This window comes from uncultured Sphingomonas sp. (genome assembly GCF_913062585.1).
Classification (GTDB): domain Bacteria; phylum Pseudomonadota; class Alphaproteobacteria; order Sphingomonadales; family Sphingomonadaceae; genus Sphingomonas.
The window spans coordinates 1-22,699 of sequence record NZ_CAJXWX010000021.1 but is presented as its reverse complement, the minus strand read 5'-3'; the positions used below and the strand labels follow the sequence as shown (position 1 = coordinate 22,699).

The window sequence follows — 22,699 nt, the reverse complement described above, 5'->3', positions numbered from 1 at the left end:
GGGCGGCGGAATGCCGTGTCCCCGTCCGCATAATGCACCGGGGACCGACAGCGTGACCAAGCCGATCTTCTTTGACCCGACCGGGCGCCGGGGCGCATGGGCGCGGCGCGGTGTCGCGGTGCTGATCCTGTCGGTGGTGATCGCGGCGATCGCCTTTGCGACGACCCTGGTCGCGGTGCCCAATTCGGGCGTCCTGCCGCTGCCCTTCGCCCGGCGCCAGGCGATGACGCTGGAGCCGACCGCGCAGCTGAAGGGGCGGCGCGGCCAATGGCTGCCGCGCAAGGCGGTGGCGCAGGGCCATACGCCGCTGACCATCGCCTTCTACACGCCGGGCAACGACTCCGCGCTGGCCTCGGTCCATGCTCATATGGGCCAGATCGACTGGCTGGTGCCCTCGCTGATGAACGTGGCGGGGCCCAAGGGGCAGTTGCAGATCGGCAACGACCCCAAGCTGGCCAGCCTGCTCTCGCGCGCGGCAAAGCCGCCGCGTCTGTTGCCGATGGTGCAGAATCTCGGCGCCGACGAATGGGACGGCCAGGCGATCGCCCGGATCATCGCCAGCCCGGCGGCATCCGAGGCACTGGCGACGCAGCTGGGCGATTCGATCGCCGCGAACCGCCAGTCGGGCCTGGTCGTCGACTTCGAGAATCTGCCCGCCAGCGCGATGCCGGGCTATCCGCGCCTGCTCCAGCGGATCAAGGCGCATCTGCCCAAGGGCACCGTGCTGGCCGTCACCGTGCCCGCCGAGGACGAGGCGTGGCAGCTGGCGTCGCTCGCCAAGGTCGTCGACCGGGTCATGCTGATGGCCTATGACGAGCATTGGCAGAGCGGCACGCCGGGGCCGATCGCGTCGCAGCCCTGGTTCCTGCAGGCGACCGAAAAGGCACTGCGCGAGGTGGGGCGCGACAAGCTGATCGTCGCGCTGGGCAGCTATGGCTATGACTGGCCCACCAAGGGCGATGGCAAGGATGCCGGTCCGCCGGAGCCCGCCGAGGCCAAGTCGATCGAAGAAGCCTGGCTGATGGCGCATGACAGCCAGGCCCGGGTGACGTTCGATCCGGCCAGCGGCAATTCGGGCTTCGCCTATGACGAGAATGGCCAGCATCATATCGTTTGGATGCTCGACGCGGCGACCAGCTGGAACCAGCTCCAGGCGCTCAAGCGGTTGGGCATCGACGACGTCGCCTTCTGGCAGATCGGCAGCGAGGACCCCGGATTATGGGCCGATTTCGCCGCCTTTCGCAGCACCGCGCGCGGCGTCTTGCCGCGCCTGGGCACCATCACCTCGCCGCTGAACACCGATGTCGAGGGGCCGGGCGAGATCCTGCGCATCACCGCCCAGCCGACCGAGGGCAAGCGCCTGCTGCAATTCGACAAGGACGGGGTCATCCGGAACGAGGTCTATCAGGCCTATCCGACCCCCTATGTCGTGCAGCGCGCGGGCGCGGTGCCCAAGACGATCGCGTTGACCTTCGACGACGGTCCCGACGCGACCTGGACGCCCAAGATCCTGGACGTGCTGGAACGCGAGAGGGTGCCCGCGACCTTCTTCGTCATCGGCGAGAATGCGTTGCAGCATCCCCAGCTGCTCCGCCGGATCGTCGCCGATGGCAGCGAGCTGGGCAATCACAGCTACACCCATCCCAATATGGCGACGACCAGCGACCGGACGATCAAGCTGGAGCTGAACGCGACCCAGCGGCTGATCCAGGCCTATACCGGCCGGTCGACCACGCTGTTCCGTGCGCCCTATTTTGGCGACGCCGAGCCGACCACGGCGGACGAGATCGGTCCGGCGCTGGTCGCGCAGAATCTGGGCTATACGGTGGTCGGCCTGCACGTCGACCCGAACGACTGGCAACGGCCCGGCGTCGACCAGATCGTCCAGCAGACGATCGACCAGGTGCACGGTGCGACCGAGGATAATTCGGCCAATGTCGTGCTGCTCCACGACGGCGGCGGCGACCGCGAGCAGACGGTCGAGGCGCTGCCGCGCATCATCGACACGCTACGCGCCCAGGGCTATCGCTTCGTGCCCGCCTCGCAACTGGTCGGGATCAGCCGCGACCAGGCGATGCCGCGCGTCGAGGGCAAGGATCTGCTGGCGGTGCGGACCGACGTGGCGATCTTCGTGGTCCTGGCGTTCCTGTCGGCGGCGCTCGCCTGGCTGTTCTACCTCGCCATTGCGCTCGGCATCGCGCGCGCCGTGGTGATGGCCGCGCTCGCCTGGTTCCAGGGGCGCAAGTCGAAGCCGTCGCCGCCCGAATTCACCCCCAGCGTCTCGGTCATCATCCCGGCCTATAACGAGGAGCGGGTGATCGTTCAGTCGGTGACGCGCGTGCTGGCCAGCAACTATCCGGGCCTGCAGGTCATCGTCGTCGATGACGGGTCGAAGGACGCGACCAGCGCGGTCGTGCGCGACGCCTTTGCCGACGAAGCGCGGGTGCAGCTCCTGACCCTGCCCAATGGCGGCAAGGCGGCGGCGTTGAACCGCGCGCTGAAGGACGCGACCGGCGAGGTGCTGATCGCACTGGACGCCGATACCCAGTTCGAGCCGGAGACGATTGCCAAGCTCGCGCGCTGGTTCGCCGATCCCAAGCTGGGTGCGGTGGCGGGCGATGCGCGGGTCGGTAACCGGGTGAACCTGGTCACCCGCTGGCAGGCGGTCGAATATATCACCGCACAGAATCTCGAACGCCGGGCGCTCGCCGGGTTCGACGCGATGACGGTCGTGCCGGGTGCGGTCGGGGCATGGCGTCGCGCGGCGCTCGACGGCGTGGGCGGTTACCCCGAGGATACGCTGGCGGAGGATCAGGATCTGACCATCGCGATCCAGCGGGCGGGGTGGCGCGTCACCTATGATCCGCGCGCCGTCGCCTGGACCGAAGCGCCCGAGAGCTTCAAGGCGTTGGCCAAGCAGCGGTATCGCTGGGCGTTCGGGACGCTGCAATGCCTGTGGAAGCATCGCCGCGTGATCCGCACCGGCCAGCCCGCCGGGCTCGCGCGGATCGGCCTGCCCCAGGCCTGGCTGTTCCAGATCATCTTCGCCGCGATCTCGCCGCTGATCGACCTGGCGCTGGTCCTGTCGATCATCGGCACGGCGGTGCGCGTCAGCCAGCATGGCTGGGCGCAGACCCACACCGACGTGTTCCAGATGGCGGCTTATTGGACGGCCTTCACCGCGATCGACGTGCTGTGCGGCTGGTTGGCCTATCGGCTGGACGGCAACCGGGTGCGTTACCCCGCGCATCTGCTGGTCGCGCAGCGGCTGGTCTATCGCCAGATCATGTACTGGGTCGTGATCCGCGCCATCGCCTCGGCGATCGGTGGGTGGATTGTCGGCTGGGGCAAGCTGGAGCGGACCGGCAACGTCGGGGCGTAGCTCCCAATCCTCCCCAAGCTTGCTTGGGGAGGGGGACCATCGCGTCAGCGATGATGGAGGGGCCGACAACGCCTGTGATGCCCATTGCCCCTCCACCACCGGGCTATCGCCCGGCGGTCCCCCTCCCCATCGAAGATGGGGAGGACTGGTTTATCCCAGCGTCAGCCGCACCCGCAGGCCCGGCGCATTGTCCTCCAGGGCCACCGTGCCACCGTGGAGATGCGCCACCGCCGTGGCCAGCGACAGGCCCAGCCCCGCGCCGCTTTCGGTCCGGGCCGCATCCAGCCGGCCGAAGCGTTTCAGCGCCTCCTCGCGGCGTTCCTCGGGGATGCCGGGTCCGTCATCGGCGACGGTCAGCACGGGGCCGGGCTCGACCCGCACGATGATGGTGCCCGCGCCATATTTCAGGCCATTGTCGACCAGATTGGCCAGCGCCTGACCCAGCAACTCGCGGTGGACCCGCGCGACCAGCGTCTCGGGTGCTTCGGCGCGGATCGTCATGCCGCGATCCTCGGCCAGCGGCTCGAACATGTCGGCGACGTCGTGGACCATCGCGGCGAGGTCGGCCTCGACAAAGGCGTCGCGACCCAGCCCAGCCTCGGCCCGGCTGATGCGCAGTGCGGTGTCGAGCATGGCGAGCAGCCGGTCGCCTTCCTCCAGCGCGCGACCGACCGCGACCCGCGCATTCTCGTCATGGCTCTCGGCCAATGCCCGATCCAGCGTGGCACGCAGCCGGGTCAGCGGCGAACGCAGGTCGTGCGCCAGGCCGTCCGTCGCGACCTTCAGCTCGGTCATCAGCATCGCGATCCGGTCGAGCATCGCGTTGACCGCCTGAGCAAGCGCGTCGAAGGCGTCGTCCCCGCCCTTGGACAAGACGCGGCGCGACAGGTCGCCCGCCGCGACGGCATGGGCGGTGGCGACCGTGTCCTCCAGACGCCGCTCGATCATCCGCGCCGCGGCCCAGGCGGCGAGTGCGGCGAGCACGATCGCCGCCGCCATGCCGACTGCCATCGCCTCTTCCATCGCCAGCGCGACGCGCAATTCGCTCTCGACGACATGTCCCGCCAGCATCCGCGATCCATCGGGCAGGCGGGTGGCGAGCACGCGCATCCGTTCGGGCTGGGAATGGCCGATGCGGAAGATCTCGATCGTCGCCGCGCCGGGGGCGGGGACGTTGGGCGGCCAGTCGGCGATGTTGCCCGTGACGAAGCGGCCGTGCGGATCGGTCAGCAGGATCACCGACTGGGGCAGCCGGTCGGTATTCATCCGCCGGTCGACCGCCGCGCGTATCGCCGCCTGTCCGCCCGTGCGCCACGTGCCGACCAGTTCGTCGCGCAGGTCGCTCGCGGCATCCTCGGCCTGGGCCGCGATCTCGCCGCGGGTCAGGTGGCGTATGGTGACGACCATCGCCCCCGCGCCGACCAACTGCAGCGCAAAGACCAGCAATGCGAAGCGCAGCGTGGTCGAGCGGAGCACGCCCGGCGCTATTTCTCGACCCCTAGCTTATAGCCCGAGCCGCGCACCGTGTGGAGCAGCGGCCGGGCAAAACCTTCGTCGATCTTCTTGCGCAACCGGCTGATATGCACGTCGGTGACGTTGGTGTTGGGGTCGAAATGGAAATCCCATACCCCCTCCAGCAACATGGTGCGGGTCACCACCTGGTCGACATGCTGGAGCAGATATTCGAGCAGCCGGTATTCGCGCGGTTGCAGGTCGATCGGCTTGCCCGCGCGGCGGACGCGGTGGGCCAGCAGGTCCATCTCCAGATCGTCGCAGACCAGCTTGGTCTGGGGCGCATTGGCCGTGGTGCCGCCGCGCCGGATCAGCAGGCGGACCCGCGCCAGCAGCTCGGCAAAGACGAAGGGCTTGGTCAGATAATCGTCCGAGCCCGAGGTCAGGCCCGTCACCCGGTCTTCGGGCGAGGACAGGGCGGACAGGATCATGACCGGCGATTCGATCCCCGCCGCCCGGATCGCGGCCAGCACCGACATGCCGTCCATGCCGGGCAGCATCCGGTCGAGGATGATGCAGTCATAGGTGCCGTCGGTAGCGTGGAACAGGCCATCGCGCCCGTTCGCGGCATGATCGATCAGAAAACCTTCTTCTCTCAACCCATTGGCGATATAGTCCGCCGTCGAGCGATCATCTTCGATCAGCAAAATCCTGTTGGCCACGCTGTCCTCCCGGCCCGCTCCTTAGCAGTGTGATCGTCAGGAGGCCATGGTCGCGCGCGACCTGAAGGCTGACCGGCATATTGCCGCGCCGCGCAGCTTCCTCGCGCAGCATCGTGAAGGAGGTCGCGGGGCGGCCGTCGACCGTCATGACCGTGTCGCCGACATGCAACGGCGGGTCGACCATCGGGGTCGGGGCCACGGCCACGTCGCTGCGCAGGCTGGTGACGACCAGCCCCGGCCGGTCCTCGCCAATGGGGGCGAAGGTCGCACCGTACAGGGTCGAGGGTATGCGAGGACCGGCATGAAGCGGCATGTGCCCGACGAGCAGCGCGACCGCTGCGCCGCCGACCAGCGCCGCCAGTCCGGCCCCCCAGCCCACGATCCGCAGCCCCTTCATGGCCGGCGGGTGGAGGACCCGGGGGAGGGCGCGCGACGCGCCGTCACCGTGACGATCACGATGGTGGGGGCGGCAAGGGGGCTCGATCCTTTCACGCCGTCCTTCTAGTCCCGGCGACATAAGCTAAGCGTGGGCGGAGCATGACGCTTCTGTCATTTCCGTTGCCGGGAATGCGTGACGAACTTGTCATGCATCCGTAAGGCAGGCGGGGCGGGCGGCGCTCTATGCCGCGCGGCACCGCGATAGATGGACATAATGACCAAGTGATTTGCGCGTGAACGGGGATGGGGCGGTGACGGGGCCGGCGAGCCAATCGGGCAGGGTGGGGAGGGTGTCGTGACATCGTCGTCCCGGCTGTCGTCGATGATCGAGCGCGTCGCCGATTTCGGCCGGGCGCGGCGCGGCTATCTGGCGGTGGGGGCGGTCGTGCTGCTCGTGGCGCTGGGCCTGTCGGCGCTTCGCCACCTGACCCGCTCGGTCCGGCTGGCCGATGTCCAGGCCGCCTTCTACGCGATCGACCCGCGCCAGATCATGCTGTCGGTCGGTTTCACCATCGCGAGCTATATCGCGCTGACCTTCTACGACGTCATCGCGCTGCGCGTCATTGGCAAGCCGCTGCGCTGGCGGACGGCGGCCACGGCATCGTTCACCAGCTATACGCTCAGCCATAATCTGGGGCTGGCGCTGCTGACCGGCGGGTCGGCGCGTTACCGCGTCTATGCCGCCGCCGGGCTGGACGGGCCCGATATCGCGCGGGTGATCGCGATCGCCAGTGCGACCTTCTGGTTCGGGGTGTTCACCGTCACCGGGCTGGGCCTGTTGTTCCATGACGGGCCGATCACGGTCGAGCAACTGGTGCTGGGCCAGACACCGGTGCGCTGGCTGGGCGGGGCCGTGGTCGCGGGTGCCGTGGCGCTGATCGGGCTATGTGCGCTTCGCCCCGGCCAGCGGATCGGATGGCGCGCCTGGAGCGTGCCGCTGCCCACACCCGCCCAGGCGGTCGCGCAGATCGGCATCGCCTCGCTCGACATGGCCTGTGCCAGTGCTGCGCTGTTCGTCCTGCTGCCCGGCGCCTCGATCGACCTGGCGCCCGCTTTCCTGCTCGCCTATGCGCTGGCGATCATCGTCGCGCTGGTCAGCCATGTGCCCGGCGGCATCGGCGTGTTCGAGGCCGTGGTGCTGGCGACCGTGCCGGTCAACCGGACCGAGCTGTTCGCCGCGCTGATCGTGTACCGCGTCCTTTATTATATTGCCCCCCTGGCGCTGGGCATCGCGCTGCTGGCCTGGGACGAGGCGCGGCGGCGGCCGGTCAAGGCGCTGCGCGATATCCGTCGCGTGCTGTTGGGGGTCGCGCCGACCTTGCTGAGTGCGGCCTGTTTCGGCGGCGGGGCTATCCTGCTGCTGTCGGGGTCGCTGCCCGCCATTCCGCAGCGCGTGCATCAGCTTGTCCATATCGTGCCACTGCCCTTTATCGAGGCATCGCATTTCGCGGCCAGCCTGGTCGGCACCGGTCTCCTCCTGCTGGCGCCGGGCCTCTATCGGCGACTCGACGGGGCGAGCCTGGCGGCGCGCGCGCTGCTGGTCGCGGGGGCGGTCTTCTCGCTGGCCAAGGGCATAGATTATGAGGAGGCGGCGGTCTGCCTGACCATCGCGCTGCTGCTCCAGATCAGCCGCAAGGCATTCTATCGGCGCACCTCGCTGGTCGCGCGGCCGCTGTCGCCCGCCTGGCTGTTCAGTGTGGCGGTGGTGATTGTCGGCACCGCCTGGATCGGCTTCTTCGCGTACAAGCATGTCGATTACCGGGAGTCGCTCTGGTGGCGCTTTGCGCTGTCCGACGACGCCTCGCGGTTCCTGCGTGCTGGACTGGGCGTGGCGGTGATGCTGGCGGGTGCGGGGCTGTGGCGCCTGTTCCTCGCGGCCCCGCCCGGCGAGGCCGATCATCCGGCGATGGAGCAGGTGCGCGGCATCGTCGAACAGGCCGAGCGGACCGATGCTGCGCTGGCGCTGCTGGGCGACAAGCGTTTCCTGTTCTCGCCGGAGGGCGACGCGTTCGTCATGTATCAGGTGCGCGGGACCAGCTGGATCGCGATGGGCGATCCGGTCGGCCCGCGCGCCGCCTGGGCCGATCTGCTCTGGCAGCTGCGGACCATGGCCGATGCGGCGCAGGGGCGGCTGATGCTGTACCAGATCACCCCCGATGCCTTGGAAATCGCGATCGAGATGGGGCGCCAGATCGTCAAATATGGCGAAGAGGCGCTGATCGACCTGGCCGCCTTCACCCTGGAGGGGGGCAAGATGCGCGGACTCCGCCAGACGCTCAACCGCTTCCGCACGCGCGAGAATGCCAGCTTCGCGATCGTCCCCGCCGCCGGGGTGCCCGCGATCATGCCTGCGCTGAAGGCGGTGTCCGAGGAATGGCTGCTGGAAAAGGGGCATGGCGAAAAGGGATTCAGCCTGGGTCGCTTCGATCCCGACTATCTTGCCATGACCGATTGTGCGGTGGTGCGGGTGGAGGGGCGGATCGTCGCCTTCGCCAATATCTGGAAGGCGGGCGAGAAACGCGAGCTGTCGGTCGACCTGATGCGCCATGTCGAGGATGCCCCCGGCGGGGTGATGGATTACCTGTTCGTCGAGCTGATGCTGTGGGGCCAGGCCGAGGGCTATGGCCGCTTCGCGCTGGGTCTGGCGCCGCTGTCGGGCGTGGGCGGGCGGCGTATGGCGCCCACCTGGGCCAAGATCGCCGCGCTCGTCTTTCGGCATGGCGAGCGCTTCTACGGTTTTCGCGGGCTTCGGGCGTATAAGGAGAAGTTCCAGCCGGAATGGGCCCCGCGCTATATCGCGGGGCCGCACGGGCTGGGGTTGGTCAAGGCCCTGCGCGACCTGAACGCGCTGATCGCCGATGGGGGCGAGGGCGGCTAAATCCTCCCCGGTACGGGGAGGGGGGCCGCCGCGAAGCGGTGGTGGAGGGGGCTCTTCGCAAAGGACGTCCAGCGTGGAAGCCCCCCTCCGTCAGGCCTTCGGCCTGCCACCTCCCCGTGCTGGGGAGGATTTTTTATGCCTTGAACAGCGACGGAGCCTTTTCCACGCGCGTCTTTCCGGCGGCGTCTGTCACCGCATAGGTGAAGCCCGGTAGCAGGCAGTACGCCCCGACCCGCCCGGCCGTATCCATCGCCAGAAAGCCGACCTGCACCCCCTTGATCGCATCGCCGCGCAAGGCCGCGATATGCTTGGCCGCTTCCTCGCAGGCCGCCTGCGGGCTCAGCCCGTGCCGCATCGAGGCGACGACGCGCGCGGTGCCGACGGTGCGGGTCACTTCCTCGCCCAGCCCGGTCGAGGTCGCGCCGCCCACGCCGCGCTCGACATAGAGGCCAGACCCGACTTGCGGCGAATCCCCGAGCCGCCCGCGCATCTTGAACGCCATGCCCGAGGTCGTGCACGCGCCCGCCATCCGCCCGCCCGCATCGCGCGCCAGCATCCCGATCGTGTCATGGTCCAGCGCGCCGCCGGGCGTGCCGGGGCGCCCCGCGCCGTAAGTGCCGGTTTCGCTATTGGCGACGGGCTTGTAGTTTTGCGTCTTCAGCCAGTCGCGCCAGGCCTTTTCCGCCTCGGGGGTCAGCAGGTTTACGCGCGGAAAGCCCCGGTCGCGCGCGAAGCGGGTCGCGCCTTCACCGACCAGAAACGTGTGCGGGGTATGTTCCATCACCGCGCGCGCGACCGAGATGGCGTGGACCGTATCCTCCAGCGCGCCGACCGCGCCGACGCCGCCGGCATCGTCCATGATGACCGCGTCCAGCGTCACATGCCCGTCGCGATCGGGATAGCCGCCATAGCCGACCGAGTGGTTGTTGGGATCGGCCTCGGGCACCATCACGCCCGCCTCGACCATGTCGATCAGCGTGCCGCCGCTGCGTCCCTTGGCAAAGGCCGCGTCATTGGCGGGCGCACCGAAATCCCAGGTCGACACGATCATGGCACGCGGCGCGGCGGCCTGTGCGAAGCTGCGAACCGGGGCCGCCAGTGCGGCTGCCACGCCGGCCAGCCCCATTCCGCCCAGAAATACGCGCCGTTCGTCCTGCATCTGTCTGCTCCATCCCCTTGGGCGATAGCGCCCCGCTCAGGCCGCAATAGTGCGGGGGGAATGGCCGGGCCGCAAGTGGGCAGCGGACCGATATGGAACCACGTTCGCATGATTCGGCGGCGGCGCGAAAGGTTTGGACCTGGGCCTGCATCGGGCCTTGTGTCGAAAGATTGCTGATTTGTAACCTAAGATATTGAAATCGTTTTACATTGTGGCTTTCTGGTGACAGTTTCTTCATAATGTTGCGATGGGTGCTGCATAGGTATGCATTAGGTATTGACCGTCCCAAGGCAAAAGTATTGGCCTGTCCTTCGAACCCGGCATCCCATCGGCCGGGGTGAAGGGGAGATTTCATGAGAATTCAACCGTCTGCATCATGGCTGGCGCTTTCCGCCGCCTCGCTGATGCTCGCCGCGCCCGCCGCTGCGCAACAGGTCGGATCGACCGCCGCGCCCGACGACACCGCCGCCCAGCAGGACGCCGACGCCTCGCTCAGCGCCCAGGCCGCGCAGACCCGTTCCAACGCGATTACCGGCACGCCCCAGGCGTCGAGCAGCGGTGAGGTCATCGTGACGGGCACGCGCATCACCCGCCCCAATCTGGCATCGGCCGCGCCGATCACCTCGGTCACGCGCCAGGACATCCAGGCACAGGCGCCGCTCAACGTCGAGGAAGTGCTGAACCGCCTGCCGCAGGTCGCGCCCGACGCCCAGTCCAACTATGCGGATTCGGACGGTCGCCAGCGGATCAAGCTGCGCAATCTGGGGTTCGAGCGGACGCTGGTGCTGGTCGACGGCAAGCGCCTGGGCACCCAGAACGGCCAGGATACCGGCATCATCCCGGCGAGCCTGCTGGAGCGGGTCGATGTGTTGTCGGGCGGTGCTTCCTCGGTCTATGGCTCGGACGCGATTTCGGGCGTTGTGAACTTCATCCTGCGCAAGGATTTCGACGGCATCCGCGTCGATGCGAACTATAATTTCTACAACCATCTGAACAAGGACACGCTGGTCACGCCGATCGCCAATGCGGCGGGATTTCCGTCGGCGCGGGGGCTGGCCAATGACGGTGGCCGTGCGGACCTGACGCTGACGGCGGGCAAGAAGTTGTTCGACGACCGGCTGAACGTGTCGGGCTTCTTCAACTATCGCCAGGCCGATCTCGTCCAAAATGGTGCGCGCTCCTATGCCGCGTGCCCGGTGGCGCAGCTGACCAAGGACTCGGCGCTGTCCTGTTCGCCGCTGTCGACCTATTCGCGCAGTGGCTTCGTATCGCCGGTGTCGGGGCCCAATGCGAACGCGCAATATGTCAACAACCCGGACGGCTCGCGGACGTTCGTGCCCTGGGGACCGGGTGCGGGCAATGCCGCCAATCCCTATGACGACGTGTCCTTCCAGCGCGCCAATGAGCGCTACACGGCGGGTGGTTTCGTCAATCTCAAGATCGCGCCCGAAGTCGAGATCTATGGCGACGGCATCTGGTTCCGCGACACGTCCGAAAACCCGACGCCGCGCCGCGTCTATGCTTACTCGGTGCAGGGCACGACGCCCTATCAGGTGAATTGCGACAATCCCTTCCTGTCGGCGGGGCAGGCGGGTGCGCTGGGCTGTACGCCGGGCAGCACCGGCTATGTACCGCTCGACGTGCGTTATCGCTTCGACGGACAGCCCGCCCAGTCCGACCGCTTCGTCAATATGGGCTTCCGTGCGAGCGGCGGCGTCCGCGGCAAGATCGGCGAGGCCTGGTCCTATGACGTCGGCGGCGTCTATGCCCGCAACCAGCAGGACTGGTATCTCGGGCCGACGTCGCAGAACGACCGGGTCAACCGTTCGCTGGACGTCGTCAACGTCAATGGCGTGGCCACCTGCCGCTCGGTGGTGAACGGCACCGATCCGGCTTGCATCCCCTTCGACGCATTCCGGGCCGGTTCGGGCAGCAATGCGCTGACCAACTATCTGTTCTCCAGCGGCGCGACGGGCCAGCGGCGGACGATCACCCAGTTGTTCGACGCGATCGCGGTCGTGAACGGCGACCTGACGACCTATGGCATAAAGACCCCCTGGGCCGATGAGGGCCTGGCCGTGTCGCTGGGCACCGAATATCGCAAGGACCGGCTGCTCTCGACGGCCGATGCGGGCTTTGTCGACCAGTTCGGCGACCAGGATGCGCGCCTGTCCCAGGACGTCTGGGAATCCAATATCGAGGTTCAGGCCCCGATCATCCAGAACAAGCCCTTTGCCCATCTGCTGCAGACCAATGGCGGCTTCCGCGTGTCGAAGTACAGCTCCAACCCCAAGAGCTTCTCGACCTGGAAGATCGAGGGGCTGTACGCGCCGGTCGCCGATATCACCTTCCGCGCCTCGTACAACAAGGCGCAGCGCGCGCCGACCGTGATCGAGATCCGCCAGGCGACGCAGATCAACTATGGCCGCAATTCGACGCTGACCGACTTCTGCGCCCCCGTCGCGCGGACGCTGCCGGACGGCACCGTGACCACCGCGCCGCTGGCCTCGCGCGAGCTGTGCAGCAGGACGGGACTGGCCGACAATCTGTACGGCAGTGCCTCGCTGCTCTGCCCGACCGAGGGGTGCACGACGCGCACCGGCGGCTTCACCGCCGATCCGGAAACCGCCTATACCCTGACCTATGGCCTGGTCGTGAAGCCCAGCTTCATCCCGGGGCTGGTCTTCTCGGCCGACCGTTATCAGATCCGGCTGGTCGACTCGCTGGGGTATAACGGCGCGGACTATTATCTGCAGGGCTGTCTGGCCTCGAACGGCGATCCCTTCTTCTGCAACGGCATCGTGCGTGATCCGACGACCGGCTCGATCGGCAATGCGCCCGCAGGCAATCCGTCGGCGGGCTTCGTGCGCCAGGGGACGACCAACTATTACCGGTCGCTCGCCTATGGCTGGGATTTCCAGGGGCAATATTCACTGGACCTCAGCCGGGCCGGGCGGATCGACTGGGGTTTCAACGGCTCGCTTTCGACGCTGGCCGGCGGACAGGATTCGCCGCTGCGCAGCCAGTATAATTGCGCGGGCTATTTCTCGAACGGCATTTCCTGCGGCCAGCTGATCCCCAAGTGGATGCACACCCTGCGCACCACCTGGACCTCGGCGGACAAGGTGTTCAACGTGTCGTTCAACTGGCGCTACACCGGCTCGCTGACGACCGCGAACAATTCGGGCAATCCGGACATTGGCGGCACGCCGGAGCGGTTCCAGAATAGCTTCGCGCGTATCGCGCCGCAGAGCTTCTTCGACCTGGCGCTGAGCTGGAATATCGCGCGCAAGTTCGCGTTCCGGATCATCGCGAACAATGTGTTCGACAAGTCGCCGCCGATCATCCCCAACTCGTACCAGGTCGCCCTGTCGCGCTCCAACACCGCGCCGCAGCGTTACGACGCGCTGGGCCGCCAGATCGCGATCGGGACGACGATCAACTTCTGATCGCTCCCTTCCCCCAAGCCTCGGAACGGGCCGATTCTCTTATGAGAATCGGCCCCTTTTTTGTGAGTGACAATCAGGAGGCCGGACGCTCTGGTCTGGCAGATCGGCCGAAAGGTTCGAAACTGGTATGGCACGTCCATTCGGCGCCGAGCCTCATGGTCTTTTCAAGTGGCATTCGGGCGGGCGCGTCAGCGCGCATGGCCGCGCTTTTCCGCAAAAATCATTAAGTGCATGTAAAATGGGAGTAATATAATATTCTTCAAATTCTTTTTTCTAATTGGCGCGTTTAATTTCAAGGGGTTAGCGTTTTGTGACATTGTTGCATCATGGTCACAATCGCGGACCAAAGTGAAATTGATCCTATATCGGTATGGCCCGACATATTGACCGCCCCCTGCAACTGTATTGTTTGTGCGGCACGCCGCTGAGCGCAACGACGCCAGCGGTTGAAAAGGGGGTTATGAAATGAAGTTGCTTCACCCGATCTCGTGGTTGGCCTTGTCGGCGGGCGCGCTGGTCGCCACGCCTGTACTGGCGCAGCAGTCCGGCGCGACCGCGCAGACTGACGCCGAAGATAACGCATCGTCCAGCGCGAAAGCCGCGCAGACCCGCACCGCCGCGATCACCGGCACGCCGCAGTCCGACAACAACGGTGACGTGATCGTGACGGGCACCCGTATCGTGCGTCCGAACCTCGCCTCGGCCTCGCCGATTACCTCGGTGACCGCACAGGATATCCAGGCGCAGGCGCCGCTGAACGTCGAGGAAGTGCTGAACCGCCTTCCGCAGATCGCACCCGACGCCCAGCAGAATTATCAGGACTCGGACGGCCGCCAGCGGATCAAGCTGCGCAGCCTGGGTTTCGAGCGGACGTTGACCCTGCTCGACGGCAAGCGCCTGGGCACGATGAATGCGGTGGATGTGGGGATCATCCCCGCTTCACTGCTCCAACGCATCGACATCCTCTCGGGCGGCGCGTCGTCGGTCTATGGTTCGGACGCGGTCTCGGGCGTCGTCAACTTCATCCTGCGCAAGGATTTCGACGGCATCCGGGTCGACGCCAATTACAATTTCTACAACCATCTGAACAAGAGCAACATCGTCACCCCGCTCGCGCAGGGCGTCGGCTTCAGCACGCCGCTCGGCTGGACCAATGATGGCGGCCGCGCCGACGTCACGCTGACCGCGGGCAAGAAGCTGTTCGACGATCGGCTGAAGGTGTCGGGCTTCGTCAACTACCGCAACGCGGAACTGGTCCGCACGGGTGACCGCTCGATCGCGGCGTGTCCGCTTGCGCAGACCAGCAAGGATGGACCGCTTTCCTGCTCGCCGGTGTCGACCTATTCGCCCTCCGGCTATATCTCGCCACGTTCGGGCCCGAATTCCGGCACGGCCTATGTCAACAACCCGGATGGCACGCGCAGCTTCGTGGCCTATGGCCCGCGCCCCGGCGTTGCAGCCAACCCTTATGACGACTTTTCTTTCCAGCGTCAGGGCGAGCGTTACACGGCGGGCGGTTTCCTGAGCTTCGAGATCGCGCCGGAATTCGAACTCTATGGCGACGCCATCTGGTTCCGCGACAAGTCGATCAACCCCAGCCCGCTGCGCGTCTACAGCTACACCGTCTATGGCTCGACGCCGTATCAGGTGAACTGCAACAATCCGTTCCTGTCGGCCGGGCAGGCGGGGGCGCTGGGTTGCGCATCGGGCGCGACCAACTCGGTTCCGATCGAAGTCCGCTATCGCTTCGACGGCCAGCCCTATCTGGTCGACACCTATATCAACCAGGGCATCCGCGCGACGGGCGGCCTGCGCGGCAAGGTGGGCGACGCCTGGACCTATGACATTGGCGGTGTCTATGCGCGCAACCAGCAGGACCGGCGCGGCTCGCCTTATGCGGATCCCGATCGGGTCAACCGTTCGCTGAACGTCGTCAACGTAAACGGCACGCCGACCTGCGTATCGAACCTGACCGGCGGCGACAGCGCCTGCGTGCCCTTCGACGCCTTCCGCGCCGGATCGGGCAACGACGCGCTGACCAACTATCTGTTCAACGGCCCGGGCAGCCAGAGCGGCGTCAACGGCCAGATCGGCATCCTGTACGACGTCATCAGCACGGTGACCGGGGACCTTGGCAAATATGGCATCAAGACGCCTTGGGCGAGCGATGGTCTCGCGATCGCGTTGGGGGCGGAGTACCGTAAGGACCGTTACATCTCGACTGCGAACGACGTGTACCTCAGCCAGAATAGCGACAGGCGGGTGAACCTGCGTCAGGACGTTCTGGAATCGAATATCGAACTTCAGGCGCCGCTGATCCAGGACAAGCCGTTCGCGCATCTGCTCCAGACCAATGGCGGTTACCGGGTTTCGAAGTACAGTGCGAATTCCAAGTACTTCTCGACGTGGAAGATCGAAGGCATTTACGCGCCGGTGAGTGATATCACCTTCCGTGCATCCTATAATAAGGCGCAGCGGGCTCCAACGGTTACGCAGATCGATTCCGCGACAACGATCCGCTATGCCAGCAACACCACGCTCAGCGATTTCTGTGCGCCGGTTCAGCGGACCTTGCCGGACGGGACTGTGACAACGGCTCCGCTGGCGTCGCGTGACCTGTGCCGCAAGACGGGGCTGGCGGATAACCTCTATGGAAGCCAATCCCTGCTGACGAATGTCTGCTGCACCGTCCGTTCGGGTGGAAACGAGGTCGATCCGGAAACGGCCTATACGCTGACCTATGGCCTGGTTGTGAAGCCGAGCTTTGTTCGTGGTCTGGTGTTCTCGGTCGATCACTACCGCATTCGGATACTCAACTCGATCGGCACCAACCTTGCCGATTACTTCCTGAACGGCTGCCTGGCGTCGAATGGCGATCCCTATTTCTGCCGTGGTATCGTGCGCGATCCGACGACGGGGTCGCTGGCCAATCCCCTCACAGGCCGGCCCTCAGCCGGATTCATCCTCCAAGGCACGACCAATTATTATCGGTCGATCTCTTCGGGCTGGGATTTCCAGGGCCAGTATACACTGGGTCTGGGAGGTGCTGGTCGTCTGGACTGGAACTTCAACGGCTCGCTCACCACGCTGGCGGGCGCTCAGGACTCGCCGTTGCGCAGCCAGTATAACTGCGCGGGCTATTTCTCGAACGGCATTGCCTGCGGTCAGTTGATCCCGAAATGGTCGCACGGCCTGCGCAGCACCTGGACGACGGCGGACAACACGTTCAACGCCTCGTTCAACTGGCGCTACAATAGTTCGCTCACCACGGCCTATAATTCGGGCAATGCGGATATCGGCGGCACCGCCGCCAATTTCCGCAACACCTATGCCCGGATCGCGCCGCAGAGCTATTTCGACCTGGCGCTGACCTGGAATATCGCGCGGCGGTTCGCATTCCGCATCATCGCGAACAACCTGCTCGACAAGAACCCGCCGATCATCCCGAACTCGTACACCGTGGCCCTGTCGCGCGCGAACACCGCGCCGCAGCGTTACGATGCACTGGGTCGCCAGATCTCGGTCGGGACGACGATCAACTTCTGATGACGGAGGCGGGGTGCTTCGGCATCCCGCCTTTGTCCCTATGGAAAAGGCCGACCGCCCGGTGGGGCAGTCGGCCTTTTTTGTGTCACGCCTCCGACTGTCCGCGTCGGGTCTTATTCCACGAAGTCTTCCACCTCGCGCCGCTTGCCACGCATGAAGGCGTCGGCGACGTGGCGCAGCGGGGCGATGTCGACGTCCGAACGCCCGCCCTGCACCAATTCGGCGAAGCGCGCATACAGCCCCGGATATTCGCCGTGCAGCCCTTCCTCGTGATGCGGGGTCGAGCCGTCGGGCAGGGTCAGCACCGCACCGCCCTCGGCAAGCTTCAACGTGCCCTCGCTCGTCTCGACGACGATGTCCCAGCTCTGATGCCCTTCCTGCCGCCAGTCGAGGTCGAGCGTCACCGGCGTGCCCTCGGTGGTGCGGAACGCCACCTCGGCGGCGATCGGCGCGTCGCGATTGGCGGGGAAGTCTAGGGTAGCGCGCTCGATGAAGAACGGCTCGGGCAGGATATGCGTCGCGATCGACAGCGCGTTGATGCCGGGATCGAACACGCCGAAGCCGCCCGCTTCCCAGATCCAGGCCTGGCCCGGATGCCATTGGCGCACATCCTCGCGCCAGGTGATCGCCGCCGATAGGGCCTGGCGGCTCGACAGCCATTCACGCGCAGGCTCGACGCCCAGCGCGTAACGCGAATGCCAGCTGGCGAACAGGGTCACGTTCGCCTCAGCCGCCAACTCCTCGAGCACCGCCACCTCGGCCAGCGTCGCGCCCGGCGGCTTTTCGAGGAAGACGTGCCAGTTATTGGCCAGCGCGGCGGCGGCGATCGCGTGGCGGACCTGCGGCGGGGTGCAGAGCGCCACCGCATCGACCTTTACGTCGCTCTGGGCGAGTTCGGCGATGTCGTGGAAATGCGGCACGCCCTCGACGCCGTTGGGCGAGCGGCTGACGGTCGCGACCAGTTGAAAGGCCGGGTTCCCTGCAATGGCGGGGACATGCTGGTCATGGGCGATCTTGCCCATGCCGACCAGCGCGAGGCAGATCGTGTCGGTCATCGGTGTCAGCGTGCCTTTTCGACATAGGCGCGCGCCGACACGGCGACATCCGCCGCCGGCTTGCCCGCGCGATAGAGGTTGGAGCCCAGACCAAAGCCGTCCGCGCCGTGCGCGCGCCATTCGGCCATGTTGTCGGGGGTGATGCCGCCGACCGCCAGCACCGCGACGTCGCGCGGCAGGACCGCGCGCTGCGCCTTGAGGAAGGTCGGCGAGGCGCCCTCCGCCGGAAACAGCTTCAGGCCATGTGCGCCCGCCTTCAGCGCGGCGAAGGCTTCGGACGGCGTGAAATAGCCGGGCAGAGAGATCAGGCCCTGCGCCACGCTGTGCGCAATGACCTCGACATCGGTGTTGGGCGAGACGATCAGCGTACCGCCCGCTGCCTTCACCCGGTCGACCTGTTCGGTGGTCAGGACGGTCCCTGCGCCGACGATCGCCTTGTCCCCGACATGCGCCGCGATCGCCGCGATGCTGTCATACGGGGAGGGCGAGTTTAGCGGCACCTCGATCAGGGTGAAGCCTGCGTCCACCAGCGCATCGGCGACCGGGATCGCCTCGTCCGGCGTCAGGCCGCGCAGGATGGCGACCATCGGACAGGCGGCGAAGGCGGCGGCGAACCGTGCGGCGGGGTCGGTCATGACAAATGCTCCCGAATGGTGTGAAGTCCGGCGAGGAAACCGGCATGGCTGTCGAGGGCGACGACGGTGCCGCCGCGTTCCTCGATCCCGATGGTGTAGAGGTCGGCGAGCAGGCCGCTCGACAGCAGGTGGACGGTGCCGCCCGCCAGGTCGGGCACCGCGCCGATGTCGCTGCCGATCAGCAGCCCGCTGGCATAGGCGGCGGCATCCTCAGCCGCGATCCGGCCGAGCAGGACCGAGGCGCGAACCCCGAACAGCGCCGCCGCCAGGTCGCACGCGCCGCTGCCGCGCGACAGGCCATCGCGAAAGGCGGGGCCATCCGCAACCGGGCCGTCGAGCATCCCGGCCAGGATGCCATGCCCCTTGACCAGCGCGAACAGCTCGCCGGTCATGGTGGTGGCGAAGTCGGTGATCCGGCTGCCGGCGACATACACCCATTTGTTATGCGTGCCGGGCTGTGCGAACAGCGCATCGGCGGGGGCGAGGCCGGCGGCGATCGCACCCAGGACCTGCACCTCTTCGCCACGCATCACATCGGCACGGGTGTCGGTCAGCAGCGAGACGCCGGGCACGATGGTGACATCCCATTCGGCGATCCGCATGGCGGCGCGAGCCAGGGCCGCAATATCGGCGGGGGCAGGAACATAGGCGGCCTCTCGCCAGCCACGCGTCGAGCCAACCATGCCCGCCGCGATGATCGGCAGATTGCCGAACCGCACCCGGATCGCCGCGATCTCATTGGGATACTCGTCCGCCGCCATCGCCAGCACGCCACGATCGTCGCGTACCGTGGCGAGCATGGTGCCGTCATCCGCGAGGACATAGATTCGGCGATTGGTGGTGCCCCAGTCGATCGCGATATAAGCGGGCATCACATCTGATGGCACGGCGGGCACGGCCTCTCCTGGCTTTTATTCGGCCGATTTGTAGGACAATAAAAGGGGCGGCGCAAGCGCGGGCGTTGGGCCGGAACCCGGTGGGCGTCCAAGCAGCGAAGGGGATGACGCGGGCCATGCACTGGCCTACATCACGGCCTATGTACGAGTTCGACATCACCGCCGGATCGAAGGCGGAGCTATACCGCGACCTCCACGCCGCGCTCGACGCGCTGACGGCGGGCGAGCAGGATGCGGTCGCCAACATGGCCAATGCCGCCGCGCTGATCTGGCAATATCTGCCCGATCTCAACTGGTCGGGCTTCTACCGCATGGTGGGCGGCGAGCTGGTGCTCGGGCCGTTTCAGGGCAAGGCCGCGTGCATCCGCATTCCGGTGGGCAAGGGGGTTTGCGGCGCAGCGGTCGCTGAGGCGCGGACCCAGCGCGTCGCCGACGTCCATGCCTTTCCGGGCCATATCGCGTGTGATGCCGCCAGCCGTTCCGAACTGGTCGTGCCCATCCTCCATGACGGCATCGTCCTTGGGGTCCTCGACCTCGACAGCCCGGAACCCGGTCGCTTCGACGAGGAGGATCAGGCGGGATGCGAGGCGCTGATGACGCTGCTCGCCCCCCGTCTGGCCGCCATGGGCGACCGATCCGGCTGACCCGATTCGGGACGGGCCACGGCGCTATCGGTCGGGGTGGCGCGCTGGTATCAAACCTTGTTCCGGTTGCGGCGTTTGGGGAAGCGCAACAGCCTTGATACAGGGGAATATTGATCCATCATGCGAAGCCCGTCGCAGCTGACCGTCCTGACCCTGGCCCTGATGTCGAGCGCCCCCGCGTTCGGCCAGGCAGGCGCGCGCTATCCGCGTCCCCATTTCGATGAAGCGCCGCCGCCGTCCGCGCCCGTGGTGACGACGACCAGCACCCTCGGGATCGGCACGGGCGGCCAGACGCCCGCCGGGCCCCAGCGCTGGGGCAGTCGGGTCGGCGGCCGCTGGTGGGGCGGGGGGAATGCGCCGGGCGGCTGGCGCGCCTATCGCCGTCCGGTGCGCGGCATGGTCATGCCTTCTTACTGGAACGACCGGCGTTTCGGGGTCGAGGATTGGGCGGTCTATACGTTGCCGCGGCCGCCCGTCGGCTATCGCTGGTCGCGTTATTATGACGACGCGGTCCTGATCGACCCGCGCGGTACGGTCTATGACAGCGTCTATAGCGTGGACTGGGACGGGGCTGGGCCGTCCGGCTATGCGGGCGGGCCCTACGTGCCGCCGCCGGTTCGGCGCGACGACGGTCTGGGCGGTGCGGCGATCGGCGCGGTGGCGGGCGGCGTCGCGGGCAATCTGATCGCTGGACGCGGCAATCGCCTGGGCGGAACGCTGATCGGCGCGGGCGTTGGGGCGGCGGCGGGCTATGCCATCGACCGGACCGAGGATCGGCATCGGCACATGGCCCCCGGCTATGACGATTATGGCCAGCCGGGCTATGACGATCGCGGTGCCTATGCCCCGCCCCCACCGCCACCGGCCATGGGGAGGCGGATCGTGACACGCGACGGCACCACCGTCACGACGACGACCACCGTCGGCACGCTGGCCGATGGAAGTTCCGGTTATTTTGAGGGCGGTTATTATTATCCTGCTCCCACGACGACGACAGTTGTGTTACAAGGTGCTCCGATAACGACGACGACGGTTGCCACGACTACCGAAGTGGTTCGTTCGGGTCGCCGCCGCGTACGCGGTCACAGCAAGCTGGTTCGTCGTTAAAGCCGTCCCCCAGGGGGGATTCGACCCGAGGAGACGCCGGGTCGATCATGAGGATGCCGCCCCGTCTCACTCCCTCGGGGCGGCATCTTTCCTTGTGCCTGGCGGGACTCGGTTCAGCGACCGCCGAAGGTGATCAGGCTCTCCGAACCATCCGCCGCGATCGCCGAGACGCCGACGAAATGATCGTCCACCGGCACCTGGGTCAGGACCGTCTTCGTCTCCGTCACGTCCTTCGCCTGGGTCCAGTCGGCCGTATCGTTCCGCCGCCAGTGGACGCGGTAGCGCACCGCTCCGGGCACCACTGCCCATTCCACCTGCGTATCGCGCGACAGGGCGCCGCTGATCGTCACCTTGTCGGGCGCGGACGGCGCGGCGGCCAGGCGGGCGAGGGTGGCGATGTTGATCGCCGTCACCTTGGCCAGATAGGGAAAGTCCATCTTGTCGATGGTGTCGCCGTAAGCGACCGTCCCTTCCTTGCGCACGTCCTGGTGCTGCGCATCCCAATCCTCGTTCGCGACCGAGAAGCGTATGGCGGGATAGCCGAGCTTCAGGAACGGTTCGTGATCGCCGCCGCGTCCGAAGCGATCCGGGCGGCGGTCGACGAAGACGTCGAGCCCGCCCAGCTTGTCGGCGATGCCGTCGATCGCCTTGGCCAGCGCGCGGCTGGGGCCGTCATCCTCGCCGCCATTGCCGCGTCGCTGCATCTGTTGGGGCAGGTCCTCGGAGGCGCGAATGCCTTCGGAAAAGACGCGGACCCAGCGGGCCTCGCGCACGCCGCCCTGGCCGACCGTGTTGCCGACGATGTCGTTGTTCAGCATCGCCGAGACGCGCCAGTTGCGGGCCTTCGCGGTGTCGGCCAGCAGGGTCGAGCCCCACAGCCCCTGTTCCTCGCCGGAAAAGACCGCATAGATGATGGTCGCGTCGAACTGGCGTTTGGACAGTTGCCGCGCCGCTTCCAGCACCAGCGCCACGCCCGAGGCGTCGTCATTGGCACCGGGCGCGTCGGCGGTGGCATTCATCACATCGGTCACGCGGCTGTCGATATGCGCGCCGACGATGACGACACGGGTCGGATCGCGCCCGCGCTGGATGCCCAGCACATCCTCGACCATCACCCCGTTCGGCGCACGCGGACCGGTGAAGCGGCGGTTGATCCGCTCGACGCTGATACAGCCGTTACAGCCTTGTGCGATCGTCTCGAACTGGCGGGCGGCCCAGTCACGCGCGGCGCCGATGCCGCGCTTGGGATCGGTGGTGGTCGAGGCGGTGTGGCGCGTGCCGAAGCCGACCAGCGCCTCGACATCGGCCTTCAGCCGGGCGGGGGAGGGGGTGGCGG

General features: G+C 66.8%; 14 protein-coding genes. 6 read left to right on the top strand and 8 right to left on the bottom strand.

Translation table 11 applies throughout. The annotated features are described in order from the left end of the window. Window positions 1-52: 52 nt before the first annotated feature. Window positions 53-3,382: a glycosyltransferase gene (locus QZ546_RS13500; protein WP_294238461.1), complete on the top strand. Its 3,330-nt coding sequence runs from the start codon at window positions 53-55 to the stop codon at window positions 3,380-3,382. Between the two features lie 150 nt (window positions 3,383-3,532). On the opposite strand, the gene QZ546_RS13495 is transcribed toward QZ546_RS13500, so the two are convergent. The 3 genes from QZ546_RS13495 to QZ546_RS13485 are packed head-to-tail and all read right to left on the bottom strand — an operon-like array spanning window position 3,533 to window position 5,935. Next, complete coding sequence (locus QZ546_RS13495; RefSeq protein WP_294238459.1) at window positions 3,533-4,858, bottom strand: HAMP domain-containing sensor histidine kinase; 1,326 nt, start codon at window positions 4,856-4,858, stop codon at window positions 3,533-3,535. 8 nt (window positions 4,859-4,866) lie between these two features. Then, the gene (locus tag QZ546_RS13490) at window positions 4,867-5,556 is read right to left on the bottom strand and encodes a response regulator transcription factor (protein WP_294238456.1); all 690 of its coding nucleotides are present in this window, start codon (window positions 5,554-5,556) and stop codon (window positions 4,867-4,869) included. Beyond that, window positions 5,525-5,935: a hypothetical protein gene (locus tag QZ546_RS13485; RefSeq protein ID WP_294238453.1), complete on the bottom strand. Its 411-nt coding sequence runs from the start codon at window positions 5,933-5,935 to the stop codon at window positions 5,525-5,527. Before QZ546_RS13485 ends, QZ546_RS13490 begins: the two co-directional genes overlap by 32 nt. A gap of 354 nt (window positions 5,936-6,289) precedes the next feature. On the opposite strand from QZ546_RS13485, the gene mprF reads away from it, so the two are divergent. Continuing rightward, entirely contained in the window at window positions 6,290-8,872 is a 2,583-nt protein-coding gene (gene mprF / locus QZ546_RS13480; protein WP_294238451.1) for a bifunctional lysylphosphatidylglycerol flippase/synthetase MprF, read from the top strand. A gap of 133 nt (window positions 8,873-9,005) precedes the next feature. Here mprF and QZ546_RS13475 read toward each other — a convergent pair whose 3' ends face one another. Then, the gene (locus QZ546_RS13475; protein WP_294238448.1) at window positions 9,006-10,031 is read right to left on the bottom strand and encodes a N(4)-(beta-N-acetylglucosaminyl)-L-asparaginase; all 1,026 of its coding nucleotides are present in this window, start codon (window positions 10,029-10,031) and stop codon (window positions 9,006-9,008) included. A gap of 353 nt (window positions 10,032-10,384) precedes the next feature. On the opposite strand from QZ546_RS13475, the gene QZ546_RS13470 reads away from it, so the two are divergent. Then, a complete protein-coding gene (locus QZ546_RS13470) occupies window positions 10,385-13,480 on the top strand; it encodes a TonB-dependent receptor plug domain-containing protein (protein ID WP_294238445.1) in 3,096 nt (1,031 codons plus the stop codon). A gap of 465 nt (window positions 13,481-13,945) precedes the next feature. Beyond that, window positions 13,946-17,026 (top strand): TonB-dependent receptor, encoded by a 3,081-nt coding sequence (locus tag QZ546_RS13465; RefSeq protein WP_294238442.1) that lies wholly within the window; start codon window positions 13,946-13,948, stop codon window positions 17,024-17,026. Between the two features lie 113 nt (window positions 17,027-17,139). Here the strand turns inward: QZ546_RS13465 and QZ546_RS13460 are convergent, their stop codons facing one another. Genes QZ546_RS13460 through QZ546_RS13450 form a run of 3 tightly spaced genes read right to left on the bottom strand, consistent with a single transcriptional unit; the run spans window position 17,140 to window position 19,588 of the window. After that, window positions 17,140-18,081: a Gfo/Idh/MocA family oxidoreductase gene (locus tag QZ546_RS13460; RefSeq protein WP_294238440.1), complete on the bottom strand. Its 942-nt coding sequence runs from the start codon at window positions 18,079-18,081 to the stop codon at window positions 17,140-17,142. Window positions 18,082-18,086: 5 nt separating this feature from the next. Further along, complete coding sequence (locus tag QZ546_RS13455) at window positions 18,087-18,716, bottom strand: 2-dehydro-3-deoxy-6-phosphogalactonate aldolase (protein WP_294238437.1); 630 nt, start codon at window positions 18,714-18,716, stop codon at window positions 18,087-18,089. Continuing rightward, entirely contained in the window at window positions 18,713-19,588 is an 876-nt protein-coding gene (locus QZ546_RS13450; protein WP_294238434.1) for a 2-dehydro-3-deoxygalactonokinase, read from the bottom strand. The genes QZ546_RS13455 and QZ546_RS13450 overlap by 4 nt, the downstream gene beginning before the upstream one ends. A gap of 164 nt (window positions 19,589-19,752) precedes the next feature. Between QZ546_RS13450 and QZ546_RS13445 the strand changes: the two genes are divergently transcribed. Then, window positions 19,753-20,256: a GAF domain-containing protein gene (locus QZ546_RS13445; RefSeq protein ID WP_294238575.1), complete on the top strand. Its 504-nt coding sequence runs from the start codon at window positions 19,753-19,755 to the stop codon at window positions 20,254-20,256. Window positions 20,257-20,376: 120 nt separating this feature from the next. Further along, a complete protein-coding gene (locus tag QZ546_RS13440; protein WP_294238431.1) occupies window positions 20,377-21,363 on the top strand; it encodes an RcnB family protein in 987 nt (328 codons plus the stop codon). A 113-nt stretch (window positions 21,364-21,476) separates the two neighbouring features. On the opposite strand, the gene QZ546_RS13435 is transcribed toward QZ546_RS13440, so the two are convergent. Then, on the bottom strand, window positions 21,477-22,699 hold a 1,223-nt coding region (locus QZ546_RS13435; protein ID WP_294238429.1), incomplete at its 5' end, for a M28 family metallopeptidase.

Bases quoted from the DNA above. Each gene is read 5' to 3' on its own strand.
- QZ546_RS13475 (WP_294238448.1), bottom strand. From the start codon at position 10,031: ATGCAGGACGAACGGCGCGTATTTCTGGGCGGAATGGGGCTGGCCGGC.
- QZ546_RS13470 (WP_294238445.1), top strand. From the start codon at position 10,385: ATGAGAATTCAACCGTCTGCATCATGGCTGGCGCTTTCCGCCGCCTCG.
- QZ546_RS13465 (WP_294238442.1), top strand. From the start codon at position 13,946: ATGAAGTTGCTTCACCCGATCTCGTGGTTGGCCTTGTCGGCGGGCGCG.
- QZ546_RS13460 (WP_294238440.1), bottom strand. From the start codon at position 18,081: ATGACCGACACGATCTGCCTCGCGCTGGTCGGCATGGGCAAGATCGCC.
- QZ546_RS13455 (WP_294238437.1), bottom strand. From the start codon at position 18,716: ATGACCGACCCCGCCGCACGGTTCGCCGCCGCCTTCGCCGCCTGTCCG.
- QZ546_RS13450 (WP_294238434.1), bottom strand. From the start codon at position 19,588: ATGCCCGCTTATATCGCGATCGACTGGGGCACCACCAATCGCCGAATC.
- QZ546_RS13445 (WP_294238575.1), top strand. From the start codon at position 19,753: ATGTACGAGTTCGACATCACCGCCGGATCGAAGGCGGAGCTATACCGC.
- QZ546_RS13440 (WP_294238431.1), top strand. From the start codon at position 20,377: ATGCGAAGCCCGTCGCAGCTGACCGTCCTGACCCTGGCCCTGATGTCG.